Below are 16,543 nucleotides of genomic sequence, written 5' to 3' on the forward strand. Positions count from 1 at the left end.
GAAGTTAGTCACTCAGGGGTGAACGCCGTCGTGGCGCGCTGGCCACAGGACTCGAGCATCGCCACCAACACCAGGTGGAGTTCAGCGGCACTTTCTATCCGCTCGGGCAGTTCCGCCATGAGGTCGGCCGGGCCGAGCAACACGGCACGGTCCTGCCAACCGCCCAGTCCCCCGTGCGATCCGACGAGCCCTTCGAACGCCGTGACGTCGTCGGTCACCGGATCAACCGTGCTGTTGACGTAAAGATCCGGTGCCTCGGGGTGCATCAGCGCACGGTGGAGCATCCGCGCGGCGTGGGGCCCGAACGGGGTCAGGGGGTCGATGCCCTCCACCGCGCCGCTTGCCAGGTCAATCCGCCCACCGCTGCCGATGGCCCACGCCCGGCCGTCTTCATCGATGCCGGCGACGAACCCGACGCCCGCATGGGCAGTCAGTCCCGGGATCAGGGCTGGCCACTGGCTATCGAGGGCCTGGAGAGTCCAGCGCCGGTCACCCCGCACGTAGACCAGGCCCAGGTTGCCCGAACCCAGGACGACAACCGGTTCCTCGGCGGCGTCGCCCGGGCCGGAAGCCTGCTGTGCCGGCGTCTGTTGTGCCTTGGTCAGCACCCGGTCGGCGCGGACGGCGAGTTTCCCGGCCATCCCGCCAGCAGCGATGTCGCCGGCGATGGAGTCCGCACGCCCCAGGCCTTCGACGGACGCGTCCACGTTCTGAACGTGCTCGTGAATGAGGTCCGCACACAGATCGCCGAGCGCCTGGCCATAGCGGTCAGCGAACGGGGTGCCCTGCGACTGGCCGTGGTCCGAGAGCACCACCAGCCGATAGCGGCGGGGAGCGGACCCGGCGAGCTGGGCCAGGGATCCCAGCGTGCGGTCCAAGCCGTCCAGGGCGGCGAGCGACTCGGGCCGGAACATGCCGGCGTGGTGGGCGATCTCGTCGTAGTCAACGTAGTCGACATAGATGCTCTTCGTGCCACGGCGCATCTCTTCGGCCACCAAGGCCGTGTTCAAGTCACGCAGGAGACCGTTCGTGACTGCCCGAAGCAGGGCGAACGTCCAGTCCCGATGCACCCGCGGATCGAGGTTCCGCTTGATCTGTCGTCGGGCCTGCCAACGCTCCTTGAGGATCTCCCCGACAGTCCGTGTGAGGCTGCGCATGAAGCCGTTGGGCGAGTTGAAAAACCAGGCGAACGCCCGGCGCGTTTGGGTGGAGCCGCGCCGGACCTCCACCCGGCTCATGGTCATCAGCGATCGGGGCGCGTCACCGGTGAACAGGTTTGAAATGGATACGCCGTCGTCGCAGAGCAGGCCTTGGCCGTTGCTGTGCCTTTCCTCTATTACTCGGGCATCTGCCGGACGGTTGGCCACCAGGACCCGGTTGAGCTCCCGGTCGTACCACCGGAAGGCAGGGATCCCGTCTACGGTGCCGTGCAGAATGCCCAGCTGGCTCGCTGGCGTGGTGCACGGCAGCTGCGGGGTCCATTCGCGGAACTGGTAATCCCCTGCCGTCAGCCAGCGCCGGATGTGGGGCACTCCCCCGGATTGGACGGCCCACTTCAGCACCGGGAAGGGGACACCATCGAGCTGCACGAACAGGATGCCGTCAATTTCCGGATCGGTCACGATTTTCTGCCGCCGGGCCCTGCCGGCCAGGGAGGTGATGAGGCCGTCATCGGTACCGGCCGTGGTGGCCCAGGAGATGAGCGTGCCGACGACGGCGCTGACCCACGTGGCGGCAATGGCGGTCCAAACCGTCGACTCGATGCCGGGCACGAGGCGGATGGCGACGTACATGATCAGGGCCTGCCCGAGCAGCGCAGTAAGAAGCACTGCCAGCCAGCCGACCCTTGCGGAGATCTCCACGAGCACAGGGCGGAGGACCAGGCCGACGATGCCGGCCGCCGCGGCCACTGCGGCATAGGCCCACCAGCTGGTTGCCGAGAACCCCGGCAGCAAAGCGCCGGTGACAATGAGGGCTACAGTCGAGGCCACCCAGGCAGCCGCCAGCCTCGCCAGGTCAGGGACCCGGACCCCGCGGGTGCGGGCAACTCTCGTCGGCATTTTCCCAGTATGGCTGTCCCGGGCGGGCTGGCGCTCACCCTCACGGGGTGAGAAAAATCAGACCCGCGCCTAGTCGTCGTCGCCCTTCTCCCAGGCTTCGTTGCGCGCCTTGACCTTCTCGAGGGCGTGTTCGGCTTCTTCACGTGTCTTGTAGGGTCCGATCAGCTGGCTCCAGTCGGACATGGCGTCTACCTCGATCTCGTGGGTATTGACGTTGTACCAGTACTCGGGCATTGGTGCTCCTTCGCTGATTTTCCCGCTGATTTCCTGCTGTTTTTCCGGGCTGTATTTTTCTGGGCAAGCCCAGCGGCTTATATGATCAATCTATGCCTTCTCTAGCCTCAACTGCACCCATCGGCACTCTGGTCCCGGGGACAGTGAGCCCGCAGCGTCCCGTACCGCCGGCTATCCCGCGTCCTGAATATGTGGGCAAGCCGGGCCCGGCAAAATTCACGGGATCCGAGGTCAAGTCGGCAGAGACGATCGAAAAGATCCGCATCGCCGCCAAAATCGCCGCCCAGGCGATCGTGGAGGTCGGCAAGAACATCACACCCGGCGTCACCACGGACCAGCTGGACCGGGTGGGCCACGAGTTCCTCTTGGACCACAACGCCTACCCCTCGACCCTCGGATACCGGGGCTTTCCGAAGTCGATCTGCTCCTCGCTCAACGAGGTCATCTGCCACGGAATTCCGGACAGCACGGTGGTCCAGGACGGCGACATCCTCAACATCGACATCACAGCCTTCATCGGGGGCGTGCATGGCGACACGAACTACACCTTCCTGGTCGGTGATGTGGACGAGGAATCGCGCCTGCTGGTTGAGCGCACCCAGGAATCCCTGAACCGCGCGATCCGGGCGGTAGCACCGGGACGCGAAATCAACGTCATTGGCCGGGCCATCGAGTCGTACGCAAAACGCTTCGGTTACGGTGTGGTCCGCGACTTTACCGGCCACGGCGTCGGCGAGGCCTTCCATACCGGACTGATCATTCCGCACTATGACGCGGCCCCCGCGTACAACACCACCATGGAAACGGGTATGGTGTTCACGATCGAGCCGATGCTGACCTTGGGCACCGTTGACTGGGACATGTGGGCCGACGACTGGACCGTTGTGACCCGCGACCGCAAGCGCACAGCACAGTTCGAGCACACCCTGCTCGTCACGGAGTCCGGCGCTGAGATTCTCACGCTGCCCTGATTCCCGCTCCACGGCACTTCCCGAAGGTCCAGGTCTTCACCCGCCGGCCCTCGCCGGTCCCCTTTAGCCCGCCCCTGCCACGAACGGAATAATATTGGCCAAGAAGGACGAAAAGTCGAAGAAGAACGCCCCCCTGATCGGCATTGACATCGGCGGCACCGGTATCAAGGGCGGAATCGTGGACCTCAAGAAGGGCAAGCTGATCGGTGACCGCGTGCGCATCCCGACGCCCCAGCCCTCCACACCCGCTTCCGTGGCCGAGGTCGTCGCGCAGGTTGTCGCCGAGCTCTCCGCCCGCCCCGACGCCCCCGATGCCAGCAGCCCCGTGGGCGTTACCTTCCCGGGCATCATTCAGCACGGTGTGGTGCACTCAGCCGCCAATGTGGACAAGTCGTGGCTGGAGGCCGACATTGACGGCATGCTCACTGCGCGCCTCGGCCGGCCCGTGGAGGTGATCAACGACGCCGACGCCGCCGGCCTCGCCGAGGCACGGTTCGGTGCCGGCGAAGGGATCGACGGCACCGTGCTGGTGATCACGCTGGGCACCGGCATCGGTTCGGCCTTCATCTTCGACGGCAAGCTGGTTCCCAACGCCGAACTCGGGCACCTTGAAATCGACGGCTTCGACGCCGAAAGCAAGGCTTCCGCCGTGGCCCGTGAGCGCGACGGCCTCAGCTGGGAGCAGTACAGCGTGCTGCTGCAGCGCTACTTCTCCCACGTGGAGTTCCTGTTCTCCCCGGAACTGTTCATTGTGGGTGGCGGCATTTCCAAGCGTGCCAACGAGTACTTGCCGCACCTGAAGTTGCGCACGCCGATCGTCCCGGCCGAACTGAAGAACGACGCCGGCATCGTGGGCGCCGCCGTCGAGATTGCGCTGAAGCACAAGCTGGCCAAGTAAACGCCAAATGAGCTATCACTCCGGGTCGTTCTGAACGTTGGGGAACGACCCGGAGTGATAGCTCATTTTTTAAGTGGAGCCGGTGGTGGCTGCGGCTTCCCCTCCGCTGCCACCACCGGAGTCTGTGGCGGTCCTGGGACATCAACACCAGGCTCCAAGATCTAAGTCGGCCGCCCGTTTTTAAGGTCGGTCGCCCGTCTTAAGAAGGCCAGATTTTACGACGGCGCCTGGAGTGGACTCTTCTTCGGGCTCTTGCCGTCCCGGCCCTTGGATTCGGCCTCGTGCCGGAGCAGGGATATCGCTGATTCGAAATCCTCCAGCGACTCGAAGGCCTGGTAAACGCTGGCGAACCGGAGGTAGGCAACCTCATCGAGGCGCCGCAAGGGATCGAGGATAGCCAGCCCGACGTCGTGCGCCTCGATCTCGGCGGCGCCTGATCCCCGGATCGTCTCCTCGACTTCCTGCGCCAGCATGGCGAGATCGTCCTCGGTGACGGGGCGGCCCTGGCAGGCCTTCCGGACGCCGTTGATGACTTTGCTGCGGCTGAACGGTTCACCCACGCCTGAACGCTTGATAACGGTCAGGCTGGTGGTTTCGACGGTGGTGAAGCGGCGGCCGCATTCGGGGCACTGCCGGCGGCGGCGGATGGCGGAGCCGTCGTCGGCAATCCGGCTGTCCACAACGCGCGAATCAGGGTTGCGGCAGAACGGGCAATACATGTCGATTCCTCCCCTATCTCATACCGCTCGTCTCAAACCGCTTGCCTCAAAACGCGTGTCTCAAACCCACCGGTTTTCCTTAGTTTACGACTAGATGTAGCTGAATCACAAGCCTGTAATTACTACATGTAGTGGTCGGCGGCGGCGGCTACCGGCTGGCGAAGCGTGCCGTCACGGCCTCGCCGTGGGCCGGCAGGTCTTCCGCGCCCGAGAGGCTGAGGATGTGACCACTGACCTGCTCCAGCGCCGAACGGGTGTAGTTGATCACCTGGATGGCCCGAAGGAAGGTGGTCACGTTCAGTCCGGAGGAGAAGGCGGCCGTGCCGCTGGTGGGCAGCACGTGGTTGGACCCAGCGCAGTAGTCTCCCAGGCTCACCGGGCTGTAGTCCCCCACGAAGATCGCACCCGCGCTGCGGATCCGGGACGCCACCCGGGGGGCATCCTTGGTCATGATTTCCAGGTGTTCCGCGGCATACGCGTTGCAGGCGGCGATGCCCTGTTCCAGGTCCTCAACCAGGACGGCGCCGGACTGCGGGCCGGAGAGTGCCTCGAGCACGCGGCTGGAGTGCTTGGTGGCAGCGGCCTGCAGCTCGAGTTCGACGCGGACGTCGGCGGCGAGGGCTTCGGAGTCGGTGATGAGGACCGACGCCGCCTTGGGGTCGTGCTCGGCCTGGCTGATGAGGTCCGCCGCCACGAGGGCGGGACTGGCGGTGGCATCCGCGAGAATTGCGATCTCCGTCGTGCCGGCCTCTGAATCGATCCCCACAACCCCCTTGACCAGCCGCTTGGCGGTAGCCACGAAGATGTTGCCCGGACCGGTGACGACATCCACGGGCTCAATCCCGGCGAGGCTGCCGTCGCCGGATGCGCCCGCGGAGATGCCGTAGGCGAATGTGGCGATGGCCTGCGCCCCGCCGATCGCGTAGACCTCTTCGATGCCTAGCAGGCATGCCGCTGCCAGGATCGTGGGGTGCGGCAGACCGCCGAAGTCCTTTTGCGGCGGCGAGGCCAGGGCGATGGATTCGACGCCGGCGGCCAGGGCCGGGACAACGTTCATGATCACCGAGGACGGGTAGACTGCCAGGCCGCCGGGGACGTAGAGCCCCACCCGCGCCACCGGCACCCAGTTCTGGCTGACGACGGCGCCGACGCCCAGTTCGACGTCGATGTTCGCCGGGCGCTGGGCGTCGGCGAAGGCGCGGGCCCGCTTGATGGACTCCTCAAGCGCTGCCCGCACGGCCGGATCGAGGCCCGCCAATGCTGCCCGCAGGGCATCCGCCGGGACGCGGGGGTGCGTCTGTTCCACGCCGTCGAACGTGAGCGCCAGCTCCCGGAGCGCGGCGAAGCCTCGCGTGCGGACGGCCGAGATGATGTCCAGGACCTTGTCCTCGGCGTCGGCCATGGTGCCGGACTGTGCGCGGGGAACGGCAGCGCGGAGCCCCGCGAGGGACAGTTGCTGGCCGCGCACGTCCACCGTGCGGAAGTTGAGGACGGCGGAAATCGGGGTCACAGGGCGCTCAGGAGTTTGGCTCACCCGACTATTTTACGTGCCCGCGCGTGCCGGTCAGGCGCGGGGTTTGCCGCCCGAGCCCGGGAAGAGGCTGCCCAAGAAGATGGCCAGGGCAATCGCGGCGGGCCAGAGGGCAAGGACCGCGTAGGACCGCAGCGAGAACGCGACGCTGGCGCTGGCCGAGGTGTCGGCCGGGGCTCCCCACAACTGGGCACTGAGCACACCCGTTCCCCACGCGAGAAGCGCGGCGGCGGCGCCGGCCAACACCACCAGGAGGACTGTGCCGGTTGTCGGCTGATGGTGCTTGGAGCCGGAGACGAGCGATCCCGCGATGCACCCGGCGAGCAGGCACAGCCCGGCCAGGACGAGGTCGCGGGGCAGCCAGGTTGCGGTGTTCGTGCCCGTGGCGAGGTCCGGGTTTCCGGTCAGCAGGTTCAGGCCCGACGGCGCCAGCAGCCACCAGAGCAGCCCTACCGGGACGCCGGCGGCCGCGATGAGCGCGGCCTTGACCAATGCCGCCCCGCCCCGGCCGGGCTGGCGCCCGGTGCCTGACGGCCGCCCGGTGCCTGACGGCCGTTCGGGCTGGGCTGGCTCCGGGGCATGCTGGGCGGGGCCGTCTACTGCGGGCTGTGTCATGCAATAAACGCTAACAAGGAATTGGCGGCCCGGCGTATGACGCCGCGCGACAACACATGACGGCGGGCGTAAACAAATGCCCCACTCTTACTTCGGCGGAATACGCTGGCAGGGTAAGAGACAACACGCACGTGCAGCAGGGAGTCGGATCGCAGTGGCCACAGATGAAGGAATCTTCGAGGGGACTTTCAAGGAAATGTTCCGGCGGCACGCTGCCGGGGTGGCGATCATCACCGCCAACCAGGACGGCGTCCCCTTCGGATTCACCGCGACCTCCGTGGCCTCGCTCTCTGCCAAACCGCCGCGCTTCACCTTCAACATGGCCAGGACGTCGAGCTCCTGGCCGGCCGTGGCGAACACAAGCTACATCGGCGTGCACATGCTCGGGCTGGAGAACCAGGAACTCGCCGACCGCTTCGCCCGGGCAGGCAACCGGTTCGACGGCGACCACTGGGAGCTCGGGCCCCACGAGGTACCGGTCCTCAAGGGCGTCACCGGCTGGCTGGTCGGCAAGATCCAGATGCGGCTCTCGTTCGAGAACAATGCCGTTGTGGTGGTCGAGGTGGTGGAGGGGCAGGTAGGCGGCGACGGCGCTCCCCTGCTCTACCACTCTGGCGCGTACAGCCAGCCCGTCCCGCTCGACTACGAGATCTAGTGTCCCCCTAATTATCCAGGCACGTCGGACCGAGCAGCACCTTCAGATCGCCAAACAGGGAGGGGCTCGGGTTGACGCGCAGGTGCACCGGCAGGCCCATGACTTCCACCCGGGTGTCACCCTGCAGGTGCAGCCGGACCTCGGAATTTCCGCGGTGGGTGCGCAGCACATCACCTAGCTCGGTGACCACCGCTTCGGTGGCCTTGTGCGTCGCCATCGTGATGACCAAGGGCCCGCCCGTGCCCTGGCTCAGGTCCGGCACCGAGAGTTCCATGCAGTTCAAGGTGACGGCGCCGTCGTCGCGCCGCTGCAGGCGGCCCTTGACCACCACGATCAGGTCTTCGGCCAGCACCGAGGCGATGGGGCCATAGACCTGGCCGAAGAACATGACCTCCATGGAACCGGCGAGGTCCTCGATTTCGGCCCGGGCGTACGCGTTGCCGCTGGCCTTGGCGATCCTGCGGCTCAGCGAGGTGATCATGCCGGCGATGGTGACGATCGAACCGTCCGGCGGCCCGTCCTCGGCAATGATGGACGTGATCGAACGCTCGGCGTGCTGGCTCAGCACGCCTTCCAGGCCCTGCAGCGGGTGGTCGGAGACGTAGAGGCCGAGCATGTCGCGCTCGAACGCCAGTTTGTCCTTCTTCTCCCATTCCGGCAGGTCCGGGATTTCCGTGCTGAGCGATGCTTCGGGCTCCTGGTCCTCAAAGCCGGCGAACAAGTCGAACTGCCCGATCGCTTCGTTGCGCTTGAGCGTGATCACGGAGTCGATCGCTTCTTCGTGGATCATGGCCAGGGCCCGGCGGTGGTGGCCCAGGGAGTCGAAGGCGCCCGCCTTGATCAGCGACTCGATGGTGCGCTTGTTGCACACCACGGCCGGGACCTTCATGAGGTAGTCCTTGAATGAGGTGTACGCGCCCTCGCTTGCGCGGGCGGCCACCATGGCCTCAACGGCGTTGACGCCGACGTTGCGGATGGCGCCCATGCCGAAGCGGATGTCGTTGCCCACCGGGGTGAAGTTGAGCGCCGACTCGTTGACGTCCGGCGGCAGCACGGTGATGCCCATGCGCCGGCACTCGTTCAGGTAGATCGCCGACTTGTCCTTGTCATCGCCCACAGATGTGAGCAGCGCGGCCATATACTCCGGGGCGTAGTGGGCCTTCAAGTAGGCCGTCCAGTACGATATGACGCCGTAGGCGGCCGAGTGCGCCTTGTTGAAGGCGTAGTCGGAGAACGGCAGCAGGATGTCCCACAGGGTCTTGACGGCCTCCATGGAGTAGCCGTTGTCCTGCATGCCCTGGGAGAAGCCGGCGAACTGTTTGTCCAGCTCGGATTTCTTCTTCTTGCCCATGGCGCGGCGCAGGATGTCGGCTTGGCCAAGGGTGTAGCCGGCGAGCTTCTGCGCCACGGCCATGACCTGCTCCTGGTACACGATCAGCCCGTAGGTGCCGCCGAGGATTTCCGCGAGCGGTTCCTCGAGCTCCGGGTGGATCGGGATGACGTCCTGGATCTTGTTCTTGCGCAGCGCGTAGTCGGTGTGCGCGTTGGCGCCCATGGGCCCTGGCCGGTACAGCGCCAGCACGGCGGAGATGTCTTCGAAGTTGTCAGGCTTCATCAGCTTGAGCAGCGACCGCATGGGGCCGCCGTCGAGCTGGAAAACGCCCAGCGTGTCTCCCCGGGCGAGCAGCTCGTAGGACGCCGTGTCATCCAGCTCCAGCGTTTCGAGATCGAGGTCGATGCCGCGGTTCATTTTGATGTTTTCCAGGGCGTCGGAGATGATCGTCAGGTTTCGCAGCCCGAGGAAGTCCATCTTGATCAGGCCGAGGCCTTCGGACGTCGGATAGTCGAACTGGGTGATGACCTGGCCGTCCTGGAAGCGGCGCATGATCGGAATCACGTCGATGATGGGGTCCGAGGACATGATGACACCGGCGGCGTGCACGCCCCATTGCCGTTTCAGGCCCTCGATGCCCAGGGCGGTCTCGAAGACTTTCGCAGCCTCCGGGTCGGTGCTGATCAGTTGGCGGAAGTCACCGGCTTCGCTGTAGCGCTTGGACTGCGGATTCTGAATGTCGGCCAGCGGAATGTCTTTGGCCATCACGGCCGGCGGCAGCGCCTTGGTCAGCTGCTCGCCCATGCTGAACGGGTAGCCCAGCACGCGCGAAGAGTCTTTGAGGGCCTGCTTGGTCTTGATGGTGCCGTAGGTGACGATCATCGCCACACGCTCGTCGCCGTATTTGCGCGTGACATAGTCGATCACTTCGGAGCGGCGCCGGTCATCGAAGTCGACGTCGAAGTCAGGCATGGAGACGCGGTCCGGGTTGAGGAAGCGCTCGAAGATCAGGCCGTGGTGCAGCGGATCAAGATCGGTGATGCGCATGGCGTACGCCACCATGGAGCCTGCACCGGAGCCACGGCCAGGACCCACCCGAATGCCGTTGTTTTTGGCCCAGTTGATGAAGTCGGCCACCACGAGGAAGTAGCCGGGGAAGCCCATGGAGGTGATGACATCCAGCTCATAGTCGGCCTGCTTGCGGACCTTGTCCGGGATGCCCTTGGGATAGCGGTATTGGAGCCCCTTATCGACTTCCTTCACCAGCCAGGAGGTTTCGTCCTCCCCTTCCGGACAGGGGAACCGGGGCATGTAGTTGGCGCCCGTGTTGAAGGACACCTCGCAGCGTTCGGCGATCAGCAGGGTGTTGTCGCAGGCCTCCGGGTGGTCGCGGAAGAGCTCCCGCATCTCCTGCGGCGACTTCAGGTAGTACCCGCTGCCGGAGAAGGCGAAGCGCGAGCCTCCGTTGTCGTACGTGGGCTCCAGGAGGGTTGAGCCGGACTGGATGGCCAACAGGGCCTCGTGCGCCTTGGCGTCGTGCTCGTGGGTGTAGTGGAGGTCGTTCGTGGCCACGAGGGGAAGGTTCAGTTCCTTGGCCAGACGCAGGAGGTCTCCGGTGACGCGGCGCTCGATGTCCAGCCCGTGGTCCATGAGTTCGCAGAAGTAGTTCTCGGCGCCGAAGATGTCGCGGAACTCGGCGGCGGCCTCGAGGGCCTCCCGGTACTGGCCAAGCCGCAGCCGGGTCTGGACCTCGCCGGACGGGCAACCGGTGGTGGCGATGAGCCCTTCGGAGTAGGTGTTCAGCAGCTCACGATCCAGCCGCGGCCACTTGCCGAAGACCGAGTCCAAGGAGGCAATCGACGAGGCCCGGAAGAGGTTCCGCATGCCCACGTTGTTGTAGCTGAGCAGGGTCATGTGCGTGTATGAGCCACCGCCGGAGACGTCATCCTTGCGCTGGTGCTCCTCACCCCACCGCACGCGGGTCTTGTCCGTGCGCGCAGTCCCGGGGGCCACATAGGCTTCGACGCCGATGATGGGCCTGATGCCCTTGTCGGTTGCCCGTTTCCAGAAGTCGAAGGCGCCGAACAGGTAGCCGTGGTCCGTCGTGGCGAGGGCCGGCATGCCGAGCCGCTCGGTTTCGTCGAACAGCTCACCGAGCCGGGCGGCGCCGTCCAGCATCGAGTACTCGGTGTGGTTATGGAGATGGACAAACGAGTCGTTGCTGGAAGTCACCGGACTATTCTAGTGCCGAGCCACGACAGCGGCGTGCAGGCACAGCCCGGCCCCGGGCGCTCAGGCCTTTCCGGACTCCAGGACCTCCAGCGCATACTGCAGGTCCTGTGGATACTCGCTGGTCACGGTGACCCGCTCCCCCGTCCGCGGGTGGTCAAAGGACAGCTCGCGGGCGTGCAGCCACTGCCGGGTCAGTCCAAGGGTGGCGGCCAGCCGCGGGTCCGCGCCGTAGGTCAGGTCGCCGGCGCAGGGGTGGCGGAGGGCGGAAAAGTGCACGCGGATCTGGTGGGTGCGTCCCGTTTCCAGGTGCACCTCCACCAGTGAGGCCTTCCCAAAGGCCTCCAGGACCTCGTAGTGGGTGACGGAGTCGCGACCGTCCTCGATCACGGCGAACCGCCAGTCGTGGCCCGGGTGCCGGCCGATGGGCGCGTCGATGGTGCCCGCCAGCGGATCCGGCAAGCCCTGGACGACGGCGTGGTAGACCTTGTCCACGGTGCGGTCCTTGAAGGCCCGCTTGAGTACGGTGTACGCGTTCTCGGTCTTGGCGACCACCATGACGCCGGAGGTCCCGACGTCGAGCCGGTGGACGATTCCGGCGCGTTCGGGTGCCCCCGACGTCGAAATCCGGTAACCGAGTCCGGCCAGGCCTCCGACCACCGTGGGCCCCACCCAGCCTGGTGAGGGGTGGGCCGCGACGCCGACCGGTTTGTCGATGACTACGAACTCGTCATCGTCCAGCAGGATGTTAAGGCCGTCCACTACTTCCTCCACGATTTCCAGGGGGTCCCGCCGGTCCGGCACCACGACGTCCAGCACGGTGCCGGCCGCCAGCTTGAGCGATTTACCGACCCTCTTGGCGTTGCTGCTGACGTTGCCCTCGGCGATCAGGGCTGCCGCCTGGGATCGGGAGATGTCCATAAGTCGGGACAGGCCGGCGTCCACGCGGGCGCCGGCAAGCTCCTCGGGGACGGTGAATTGCCTGTGCACCCCAGCGGCATTCTCAGGCATCCTTGGCCACCGTGTCCTTCGTGTGGCGCGAACCGTCCAGGGAGATCCCCCGGAGGGTGAGCAGGCAGATGATCACCACGGCGGAGACAACGGCAGAATCGGCGATGTTGAAGATCGCGAAGTTCGGCAATTGGATGAAGTCCACCACGTGGCCCATGGCGAAGGACGGCTCGCGGAAGAGCCGGTCCGTCAGGTTGCCCAGGGCGCCGCCGAGCAGCAGCCCGAGCGCCAGCGCCCACCAGAGGGAGCCCAGCTTGCGCAGCTGCAGCAGGATCGCGACGGACACGGCCGCCATGATGATGGTGAACACCCAGGTGACGTTCTCGCCGATCGAAAACGCGGCGCCGGAGTTGCGGATGTAGAACCAGTGCAGCAGCGGCGGCAGCACGGGGATCCGCTCGCCCTCGGTCATGGTGCTCGTGACCCAGAGCTTGGTCAGCTGGTCGAACACGTAGGCGAACACGGCGAAGGCAGCGAACAATACATACAGCTTTGCCCGGCGCGGCCGGGCGTGCATGGGCGGGACGTCCGCGGCGGGGTGCGTGGCGTCTGGTGATGGTTCGTCAGTCATAGGGCTTTCGTTCAGGAGCCAATACGGGGACCGGGGCGTGGTGCCGGCCAGCGCTGCGCACCGAAAACCGGTGGCGGTGCAGGGGAAACGGAAAAGCCGGCGGCCGAGGAGTCCTCAGCCACCGGCTTTCAGAATACTTGGCTTTTTGCCCTAGCTGGCTTCGACCTCAGGAGCGGCAACGGAGCCTCGGGCGTCGAGGTCACGCAGCTGACCTTCGATGTAGGCCTTCAGGCGTGAGCGGTAGTCGCGCTCGAAGCCGCGCAGCTGCTCAACCTTGCGTTCCAGGACGGAGCGCTGCTGTTCGAGGGCACCGAGGATCTTGCGGGACTTTTCCTGGGCGTCGTTGACGAGGCTGCTGGCCTCGATCTGGGCTTCGGCGATGATCTTGTCCCGCTGCTGCTCGCCGTCGGCGACGTGCTTGTCGTGCATCTGCTGCGCCATGGCCAGCAGGCCGGCGGCGGATTCGGAGGCCGGGGTGGCGGCGGCGCGGGCCGGTTCGGCTGCTTGCGCTGCCTTGGCAGCGGCAGCCTGCTCGGCTTCCTTCTTCTTGGCGGCTTCGGCGGCCGCCTTTGCCTTGGCCTCGGCCTCGGCCTTGGCGGTGTCTTCCTTTTCGGCCTTGACGGGCGCCGGGACCTTTTCCACCACGGGTGCGGCGGCTGCGGAGCTGGCAGGCGTGCCGGCGCCGGATTCCGCGAGCTTCTTGCGCAGCTCGTCGTTCTCCTGGTTCAGGCGTCGCAGTTCGACGACGATCTCGTCCAGGAAGTCGTCAACCTCGTCCTGGTCGTAGCCTTCGCGGAACTTGGTCGGCTGAAAGCGCTTGTTGACAACGTCTTCTGGCGTCAAAGCCATCTGGTCACCTCGTTGGTCTAGTTAGTCAGTAGGCCTTCCGGCCGTCAAAACTACGGTACCTAAATATGGTCTGGTTCCTCTAATTCAACACCGCAGTGTCAAACCGGAGTTTCTAGCAGTATCGGCGTCGGCCCAGCTCAGCCGCCTGCCCTTGGTTGCTGCTGCGTCTCAGGCTGCGATCGGCTGGGCGTATACCAGGCCCTTGACGACCCACATGGCCACGCTGACGGCGACGAACAGCAGCAGGAATCCGATGTCGAGCGACATTCCGCCCAGCCGCAGCGGCGGGATGAGGCGACGGAGCAGCTTCAGGGGCTTGTCCGTGACCGAATACACAGCGTGCGCGGTAACGAGTGCCATCCCGCGCGGCCGCCAGCTCCGGGCAAACATCTGCACCCAGTCGAAGACCAGGCGGATGATCAGTGCCACGAAAAAAAGCAACAGAGCGATATAGACGAGCCCGAAAACAATTCCCATGAGCTAACTCATATCTCCATGTTCATTCCGGATACCGCAGTGTCCTAAGGAAAGTGTTCCTTCTATTTCAACACGGATAATTGCGCGCGGATGCCAGGCGGGTGTCCCCGCCTGGCATCCGTGCGCAATATCCGGCTTAGCTTTGGTTGAAGAAACTCGCCTGCGTCTCGCTGGCCTTCTTGTCATCGCCAATGACTTCGATGTACGACGGCGAGAGCAGGAAGACCTTGTTGGTCACGCGTTCGATGCTGCCGCGGAGGCCGAAAACCAGGCCCGCCGAGAAGTCCACGAGGCGCTTGGCGTCAGCTTCGCCCATGTCCGTGACGTTCATGATGACGGGGATGCCGTCGCGGAAACTTTCGCCGATGAGTTTGGCGTCGTTGTAGGACCGCGGATGGATGGTGGTGATCTGCCGGAGTCCGGTGGTCTCTTCGCGGCTCGATGCCGCACGCTTGATGGGTGTCACAGGTGCGCGATATTCCTCTTCAGCGGGGTGGGGCTCTTCCCGGGGGACCTCGCGGACGGGCGCCGGCGCGCGGCGTTCCTCGCGGTCCTGCTCCATGGATTCGTCCTCATCCTTGTGCGGTGTGGGGTGCTCAGACTCGTAGTGTTCGTCGCCGTCGGCGAGCCCAAGATAGATCATTGTCTTGCGCAGCGCGCCAGCCATGGTCGACTCCTCATCTTGTCCGTAAGCGGGCCGCTTAATGACTCGACAGCCTTGGAATCCCCGCCATTACCTTCCAATACGTCGAACTTACCGCAGGTCCGGACGCGGACCGAGAATATCGGAGCCAATGCGCAGGTGTGTCGCCCCGAAGCGTATGGCCTGTTCAAGGTCCTGGCTCATGCCGGCGGAGATTGCCGTGGCATCGGGAAATTGTGAGCTCAGGTGCCCGGAAATGCCTGCCAGCTTCTCGAAGGCGGCCGCCGGATCCGCCCCGAGCGGGGCGACGGCCATGACGCCCGCCAGCCGCAGCCCTGCTGCTGCCGCCAGCTGTTCGGCCAGTGCGGGGACATCTGCCGGGGCCGCGCCGCCGCGGTGCGCCGCCGATGCCTCTCCCGCGTCATCGGCCAGGCTGACCTGGATGAAACAGTCCAGCGGCGGCCGGCCTGTCCGGTCACTTTCGACGGCCATCGCTTTGGCGAGTGCGGCAGCGAGGCCGGGCCGGTCCACGGAATGCACGGCCCCGGCATATTTGACGACCGATTTGGCCTTGTTGCTTTGGAGCTGGCCGATGAAGTGCCAGCGCAGTCCGAGGTCCGGAAGCTGCGCTGCCTTGTCCGCAGCCTCCTGGTCCCGGTTTTCCCCGACGTCGGTAACCCCCAGCGATGCGAGCCGCCGGACGTCCTGGGCCGGGTGGAACTTGGTGACGACGATCAGGCGGGGCGGCGTGCCCTGCCGGCCGGCAGCGGCCAGCGCTGCGTCAATGCGGCGGCGTACTGCCGTGAGGTTCGTCCCCAGCTGAGCCAGCCGTGGTCCTTCGAGCCCCTCTGGGTCCTCCCCCGGCCTCGCCGGGATGCCTGCGCCCAAGCCCTCAGTCTGCCTGGTCATGGCCGTGTGCTCCCTTCCCGTGCGCCGCGTTCGTCCACACCAGACCGGCGAAGCGGCCCGTGTTCCTGTTGCGGCGGTAGGAGAACAGGGTGTCATCTTCCAGGGTGCAGCCCCCGGCGTATTCGATGGCGACGTCCGCCGCTTCCAGCTGGCTCCGCACGCCTGCCGGCAGGTCCAGGCCCGGGGTGCCGGTGGACGTGGTGGTCCACGTAGCCGGGACGGCGGCGGCCACGTCAGAGCGCAATCCGTCGGGAACCTCGTAGCAGCGCCCGCAAATGCTTGGCCCCACCCAGGCGCCGATCCGGCCGGCACCGAGTTCGCGTAAGCGCGCGACGGCGGCCGGCAATATCCCGGTGGCCACACCGGGCCGTCCGGCGTGCACCACGCCCAGGACCGGGGCCCCGGACGGGCCGTCGCCGACCAGTACCACCGGCACGCAGTCGGCCACCATAACGGCCAGCGGTTCTGTCAGGGAGACCATGGCATCGGCGGTGGGGGCCGTCTGGACGTCCGCCGCCGGCACGGTTGCAGCACCTGCGGTGGCGGTGCCTGCGCTGATGGTGGCGACGTCATTGCCGTGGACCTGGTTCATATACCGGAACGAGCGCCCGCCCAGTCCCGCGGCCTGCTCGAGCTCCGCGCGCCGCCGCCGGACCGCCGCGGGGTCATCGCCCACATGGAGCGCCAGGTTCCCGGCTCCGGCGTCGGTGAAAGCAACCCAGACGCCGGGCCGGACTTCAGCCCGCCAGGAAAACAATCACAACACCGCCGTCGACGTATCCGAAATTCTTGCGTTCATACGTTCCACCGTAACCCGGCGGAAAGCAGCATGGCACCG

At 65.9% G+C, this 16,543-nt stretch carries 16 protein-coding genes; 3 read left to right on the plus strand and 13 right to left on the minus strand.

Features of this window, described 5'->3' with window-relative positions; translation table 11 throughout:
• Window positions 1-8: 8 nt before the first annotated feature.
• Window positions 9-2,060 carry a phage holin family protein gene (locus BM372_RS16870; RefSeq protein WP_090956606.1) on the minus strand — a complete coding sequence of 684 codons (2,052 nt, stop codon included), beginning with the start codon at window positions 2,058-2,060 and terminating at the stop codon, window positions 9-11.
• 69 nt (window positions 2,061-2,129) lie between these two features.
• Window positions 2,130-2,294, minus strand: a complete 165-nt coding sequence (locus BM372_RS20520; protein ID WP_143111495.1) for an SPOR domain-containing protein — start codon at window positions 2,292-2,294, stop codon at window positions 2,130-2,132.
• Window positions 2,295-2,386: 92 nt separating this feature from the next.
• Here BM372_RS20520 and map point away from each other — a divergent pair, with 92 nt between their 5' ends.
• Together map and ppgK are read left to right on the plus strand one after the other, a co-directional pair.
• Entirely contained in the window at window positions 2,387-3,265 is an 879-nt protein-coding gene (gene map / locus BM372_RS16875; protein WP_090956607.1) for a type I methionyl aminopeptidase, read from the plus strand.
• A gap of 94 nt (window positions 3,266-3,359) precedes the next feature.
• Window positions 3,360-4,163: a polyphosphate--glucose phosphotransferase gene (gene ppgK, locus BM372_RS16880; protein WP_090956608.1), complete on the plus strand. Its 804-nt coding sequence runs from the start codon at window positions 3,360-3,362 to the stop codon at window positions 4,161-4,163.
• A 215-nt stretch (window positions 4,164-4,378) separates the two neighbouring features.
• Here ppgK and nrdR read toward each other — a convergent pair whose 3' ends face one another.
• The 3 genes from nrdR to BM372_RS16895 form a co-directional block, all read right to left on the minus strand.
• Window positions 4,379-4,882, minus strand: coding sequence for a transcriptional regulator NrdR (gene nrdR / locus BM372_RS16885; protein ID WP_090956609.1), 504 nt, complete (start codon window positions 4,880-4,882; stop codon window positions 4,379-4,381).
• A 148-nt stretch (window positions 4,883-5,030) separates the two neighbouring features.
• Window positions 5,031-6,416, minus strand: a complete 1,386-nt coding sequence (gene hisD, locus BM372_RS16890) for a histidinol dehydrogenase (RefSeq protein WP_090956610.1) — start codon at window positions 6,414-6,416, stop codon at window positions 5,031-5,033.
• A 30-nt stretch (window positions 6,417-6,446) separates the two neighbouring features.
• Window positions 6,447-7,028, minus strand: coding sequence for a hypothetical protein (locus tag BM372_RS16895; protein ID WP_090956611.1), 582 nt, complete (start codon window positions 7,026-7,028; stop codon window positions 6,447-6,449).
• A gap of 196 nt (window positions 7,029-7,224) precedes the next feature.
• Here BM372_RS16895 and BM372_RS16900 point away from each other — a divergent pair, with 196 nt between their 5' ends.
• Window positions 7,225-7,683: a flavin reductase family protein gene (locus BM372_RS16900; protein WP_177236052.1), complete on the plus strand. Its 459-nt coding sequence runs from the start codon at window positions 7,225-7,227 to the stop codon at window positions 7,681-7,683.
• Window positions 7,684-7,690: 7 nt separating this feature from the next.
• Here BM372_RS16900 and dnaE read toward each other — a convergent pair whose 3' ends face one another.
• From dnaE to BM372_RS16940, 8 genes are all read right to left on the minus strand, one after another.
• Window positions 7,691-11,248, minus strand: coding sequence for a DNA polymerase III subunit alpha (gene dnaE / locus BM372_RS16905; RefSeq protein WP_090956613.1), 3,558 nt, complete (start codon window positions 11,246-11,248; stop codon window positions 7,691-7,693).
• A gap of 60 nt (window positions 11,249-11,308) precedes the next feature.
• Entirely contained in the window at window positions 11,309-12,256 is a 948-nt protein-coding gene (locus BM372_RS16910; protein ID WP_090956614.1) for an RluA family pseudouridine synthase, read from the minus strand.
• On the minus strand, window positions 12,249-12,827 hold the full coding sequence (gene lspA / locus BM372_RS16915; protein WP_090956615.1) for a signal peptidase II: 579 nt from the start codon (window positions 12,825-12,827) through the stop codon (window positions 12,249-12,251). The genes BM372_RS16910 and lspA overlap by 8 nt, the downstream gene beginning before the upstream one ends.
• 150 nt (window positions 12,828-12,977) lie before the next feature.
• Window positions 12,978-13,676, minus strand: a complete 699-nt coding sequence (locus BM372_RS16920; protein ID WP_090956616.1) for a DivIVA domain-containing protein — start codon at window positions 13,674-13,676, stop codon at window positions 12,978-12,980.
• A gap of 168 nt (window positions 13,677-13,844) precedes the next feature.
• Window positions 13,845-14,153, minus strand: a complete 309-nt coding sequence (locus BM372_RS16925; protein ID WP_090956617.1) for a YggT family protein — start codon at window positions 14,151-14,153, stop codon at window positions 13,845-13,847.
• A 136-nt stretch (window positions 14,154-14,289) separates the two neighbouring features.
• The gene (locus tag BM372_RS16930) at window positions 14,290-14,820 is read right to left on the minus strand and encodes a cell division protein SepF (RefSeq protein ID WP_090956618.1); all 531 of its coding nucleotides are present in this window, start codon (window positions 14,818-14,820) and stop codon (window positions 14,290-14,292) included.
• Window positions 14,821-14,907: 87 nt separating this feature from the next.
• Window positions 14,908-15,705, minus strand: coding sequence for a YggS family pyridoxal phosphate-dependent enzyme (locus BM372_RS16935; protein ID WP_090956619.1), 798 nt, complete (start codon window positions 15,703-15,705; stop codon window positions 14,908-14,910).
• Window positions 15,689-16,462 carry a purine nucleoside phosphorylase YfiH/LACC1 family protein gene (locus BM372_RS16940; RefSeq protein WP_090956620.1) on the minus strand — a complete coding sequence of 258 codons (774 nt, stop codon included), beginning with the start codon at window positions 16,460-16,462 and terminating at the stop codon, window positions 15,689-15,691. Before BM372_RS16940 ends, BM372_RS16935 begins: the two co-directional genes overlap by 17 nt.
• Window positions 16,463-16,543: the final 81 nt, after the last annotated feature.

The sequence above is a fragment of the Arthrobacter sp. ov118 genome (assembly GCF_900116495.1).
GTDB lineage: Bacteria > Actinomycetota > Actinomycetes > Actinomycetales > Micrococcaceae > Arthrobacter.